Source organism: Dietzia maris (assembly GCF_014144855.1).
Classification (GTDB): Bacteria; Actinomycetota; Actinomycetes; order Mycobacteriales; family Mycobacteriaceae; genus Dietzia; species Dietzia kunjamensis.
This window is the reverse complement of sequence record NZ_JAALDN010000360.1, coordinates 1-3,772: the sequence shown is the minus strand read 5'-3', so window position 1 is coordinate 3,772 and position 3,772 is coordinate 1. Positions and strand designations below refer to the sequence as shown.

Here is a 3,772-nt window from a genome sequence, read left to right as displayed (position 1 = left end):
CCCCGGAGCCGGTCGCCCCGGTCGAGCGCATCGACCCGGCCGCCGGCCGCCTCGACCGCCTGCGGGGCCGCCTCGCGCGGTCGCAGAACACCGTGGGCCAGGGGCTGCTGGGTCTCCTCGGCGCCGGCGATCTCGACGAGGACGCCTGGGAGGAGATCGAGGACACGCTGATCATGGCCGACCTCGGTTCGGCCACCACCGAGCTCGTCGTGGACCGCCTGCGGGCGGAGATCGCCACCCGACAGGTCCGCACCGAGTCCGAGGTGCGCGATCTGCTGCGGCAGACCCTCATCGACAACCTCCACCCCGAACTCGACCGCTCGCTGCGTGCGCTGCCGAACGACGGGACGCCGGCCGTCCTCCTCGTCGTCGGCGTCAACGGCACCGGCAAGACCACCACCACCGGCAAACTCGCCCGCGTCCTCGTCGCCGACGGTCGCGAGATCCTCCTCGGCGCCGCGGACACGTTCCGCGCCGCCGCCGCGGATCAGCTCCAGACCTGGGCCGAGCGGGTGGGCGCCGAGGTGGTCCGCGGCAAGGAGGGCGCGGATCCCGCCTCCGTCGCCTTCGACGCGGTCACCCGCGGGGTCGAGACCGGCGTGGACGCCGTGCTCGTGGACACCGCCGGTCGCCTCCACACCAAGACCGGGCTCATGGACGAGCTCGGCAAGGTCAAGAGGGTGGTGGAGAAGAAGACCCCCGTCGACGAGGTCCTGTTGGTGATCGACGCCACCACCGGGCAGAACGGGCTCATGCAGGCGCGCGTGTTCAAGGAGGTCGTCGACATCACCGGTGTCGTGCTCACCAAGCTCGACGGCACCGCCAAGGGCGGCATCGTGTTCCAGGTCCAGCACGAGTTGGGCGTGCCCGTGAAGCTCGTCGGACTGGGCGAGGGGGCCGACGACCTCGCGCCGTTCACCCCCGAGGCCTTCGTCGACGCGTTGCTCGGCACGTAGGTCCCGGGAGACGCGGCCGGGATACGCGCCCGGGCGGCCGGGACACACGACCGGAACAGGGGACCCGAGCGCGTTACAACCCCGAAACATCAGGGCACATCCGGTGCAACACGACCAAGGAAATCTTCATGTCGACGGGGAGCGAAGAGTCGCTCACCACGTACGAGACGAGGAGGACCGCACCGTGATAGGTGACAGTGTCGCGTTGCTCGCCCAGGAGGCGACGCCGGAGATCGATACGGGAGACACGGCCTGGATGCTCATCGCAGCATCCCTGGTACTGCTCATGACGCCCGCCCTGGCGCTCTTCTACGGCGGCATGTCCCGGCAGAGATCCGTGTTGAACATGATGATGATGTCGTTCGGCGCGATGGGCGTGGTCGGCGTGATCTACCTGCTGTGGGGATGGTCGATGTCCTACGGCAGCGAGTCGGTCCTGGGGCTGTTCGCCAACCCCTTCGAAATGTTCGGGCTCTCCGGGGTGATCGGTGACGCGACCGAATGGGCGGTCTCCGGCTCCGGCGCCTACCCGCAGGTCGTCGACGTCGCCTTCCAGGTGACCTTCGCGATCATCACCGTCGCGCTCATCTCGGGCGCGATCGCCGAGCGCGCCCGGTTCGGCACCTGGCTGGCGTTCGTCGGCGTCTGGGTGACCCTGGCGTACTTCCCGCTCGCCCACATGGTGTGGGGCGGCGGACTGCTCTCCCACTCGGACAGCGGACTGGCGGCCATGATCTTCGGGACCGTCGACGACGGCGAGGGCGGGCTGACCGCCGCCGTCGCGCCCGTCGACTTCGCCGGCGGAACCGTCGTGCACATCAACGCCGGTATGGCCGCGCTCGTCCTGGTCCTGCTCATCGGCAAGCGGCTCGAGTTCGGCCGTACGGCCTACCGCCCGCACAACCTGCCGCTGGTCATGCTCGGCGCCGCCCTGCTGTGGTTCGGCTGGTTCGGGTTCAACGCCGGTTCCGCGTTCGGTGCCAACGGTGCGGCGGGCCTGGCGTGGGTCAACACCACCGCCGCCACCGCCGCCGCGATGCTCGGCTGGCTCCTCGCGGAGCGTATCCGTGACGGCCACGCCACCAGCCTCGGTGCCGCCTCCGGCGTGGTCGCCGGCCTCGTGGCCATCACCCCCGCCGCCGGTTCCGTCCACCCGCTCGGCGCGATCGCCCTCGGTGCGATCGCGGGCGTGCTGTCCGCGCTGGCCGTGGGCCTCAAGCACCGCTTCGGCTACGACGACGCCCTGGACGTGGTGGGCGTGCACCTGGTCGCAGGACTCTGGGGCACCATCGCCATTGGCCTGTTCGCCACCGGCACCTTCGGAACGGACGCGGGAATGTTCTACTCCGCGGACGGCTGGCGACTCCTGGTGGTCCAGATCGTGATCGCCGTGGCCGCCCTCGTGTTCACCGCGATCATGACCGCGATCGCCTGGGCGATCTGCCGGCCGCTCGGCTGGAGGATCGACAAGGCCGACGAGCAGGCGGGCATCGACGGTGCCCAGCACGCCGAGAGCGCGTACGAGGCCTCCACCAACGCGCTCATCCGCTGAGCCGACCCCTTCGAAAGGAACCCACGACATGAAGCTCGTCACCGCGATCGTCAAACCGTTCACGATCGACGACGTCAAGGCAGCACTGGAGCAGGCCGGTATCCACGGCCTCACCATCAGCGAGGTCCAGGGATACGGACGCCAGAAGGGCCACACCGAGGTCTACCGCGGCGCCGAGTACGCCGTGGACTTCGTCCCCAAGATCAGGGTGGAGGTGGTGGTCGACGACGAGACCGCCGGCACCGCGGTCCAACTGATCGTCGACGCGGCCCGGACCGGAAAGATCGGCGACGGCAAGGTCTGGGTGACCCCCGTCGAGAGCATCGTGCGCGTCCGCACCGGTGAGGAGGGCACGTCCGCGATCTGACCCTCGGGCAGAACCCGGCGCGCGGTCGCCCCGTCACAGGGGCGGCCGCGCGCCGTCGCGTACTGCGGACGCCACCCTCGCCCGGTCCCGCGCAGACCGTGCGCAGCCGTTCACAAAGGTGAAACGTGTACGCCCCGAGGCGGTGACACGGAGGCGACATTCTGGACCCGACGGATGAGGGAAGGGGAGTGCCATGGCGGTCACGGCCGACGGCGAGCGCGCCACGGCGCTGCGGGCGGGACGCGAGCGGATCCTCTCCGCCCCGCGTGAGAGCCTGCCCGCCGCGCCGTTGAGGGACGCCCTGTGCGAGCTCTACGAGATGGAGCTGGGACGGCTCGCCGACGAGGCCGGGATCGGCCCGGGGTCGGGGTTCGCCCTCATCGCGTTCGGCGGGTTGGGACGCCGGGAGGTTCTGCCACACTCGGATCTGGACCTCGTCCTGGTCCACGAGCGGCGGCCGGACCGTGACGTGGGCGAGCTGGCCGACGCACTGTGGTACCCGCTGTGGGATTCCGGCGTCGGACTCGACCACAGTGTCCGCACGGTCGACCAGTGCCTGGCCGTGGCCGCTGCCGACGTCTCCGTCGGGCTGAGTCTGCTGGACGCGCGCGTGATCGCTGGCGACGCGGATCTGGGAGCGCTCGTCGTGGACGGCGCCCGCCGGCAGTGGCGGGACCAGATCGCCTCCCGCTTCGACGACCTCGTCGACGCGGCAGCCGCCCGGCGCCACCGGGCCGGGGTGATCGCGCACCGCAGCGAACCCGACCTGAAGAACGGGGCCGGTGGGCTCCGCGACGCGCAGCTCGTCGCCGCCCTGGGCCTGGCCCACCTCAGCGACGGTCGGCCCGTGGTCCCCGGTGGGATGGCGCGCGCGCACCGGCTGGTGCTGGACGCCCG

4 protein-coding genes are annotated in these 3,772 nt (G+C 70.9%); all 4 read left to right on the top strand.

What is annotated here, in order from left to right; genetic code table 11:
- Positions 1-956 (top strand): signal recognition particle-docking protein FtsY (gene ftsY / locus G6024_RS11945; protein WP_159148791.1); only part of this gene is annotated, 956 nt, incomplete at its 5' end.
- Between the two features lie 184 nt (positions 957-1,140).
- The gene (locus tag G6024_RS11940; protein WP_235027883.1) at positions 1,141-2,508 is read left to right on the top strand and encodes an ammonium transporter; all 1,368 of its coding nucleotides are present in this window, start codon (positions 1,141-1,143) and stop codon (positions 2,506-2,508) included.
- 28 nt (positions 2,509-2,536) lie between these two features.
- Positions 2,537-2,875 carry a P-II family nitrogen regulator gene (locus G6024_RS11935; RefSeq protein WP_067717588.1) on the top strand — a complete coding sequence of 113 codons (339 nt, stop codon included), beginning with the start codon at positions 2,537-2,539 and terminating at the stop codon, positions 2,873-2,875.
- A gap of 193 nt (positions 2,876-3,068) precedes the next feature.
- The coding region (locus tag G6024_RS11930) for a DUF294 nucleotidyltransferase-like domain-containing protein (protein WP_235027882.1) at positions 3,069-3,772 on the top strand (704 nt) is incomplete at its 3' end.

Coding starts and splice junctions, on each gene's coding strand:
- G6024_RS11935 (WP_067717588.1), top strand. CDS start 2,537: ATGAAGCTCGTCACCGCGATCGTCAAACCGTTCACGATCGACGACGTC.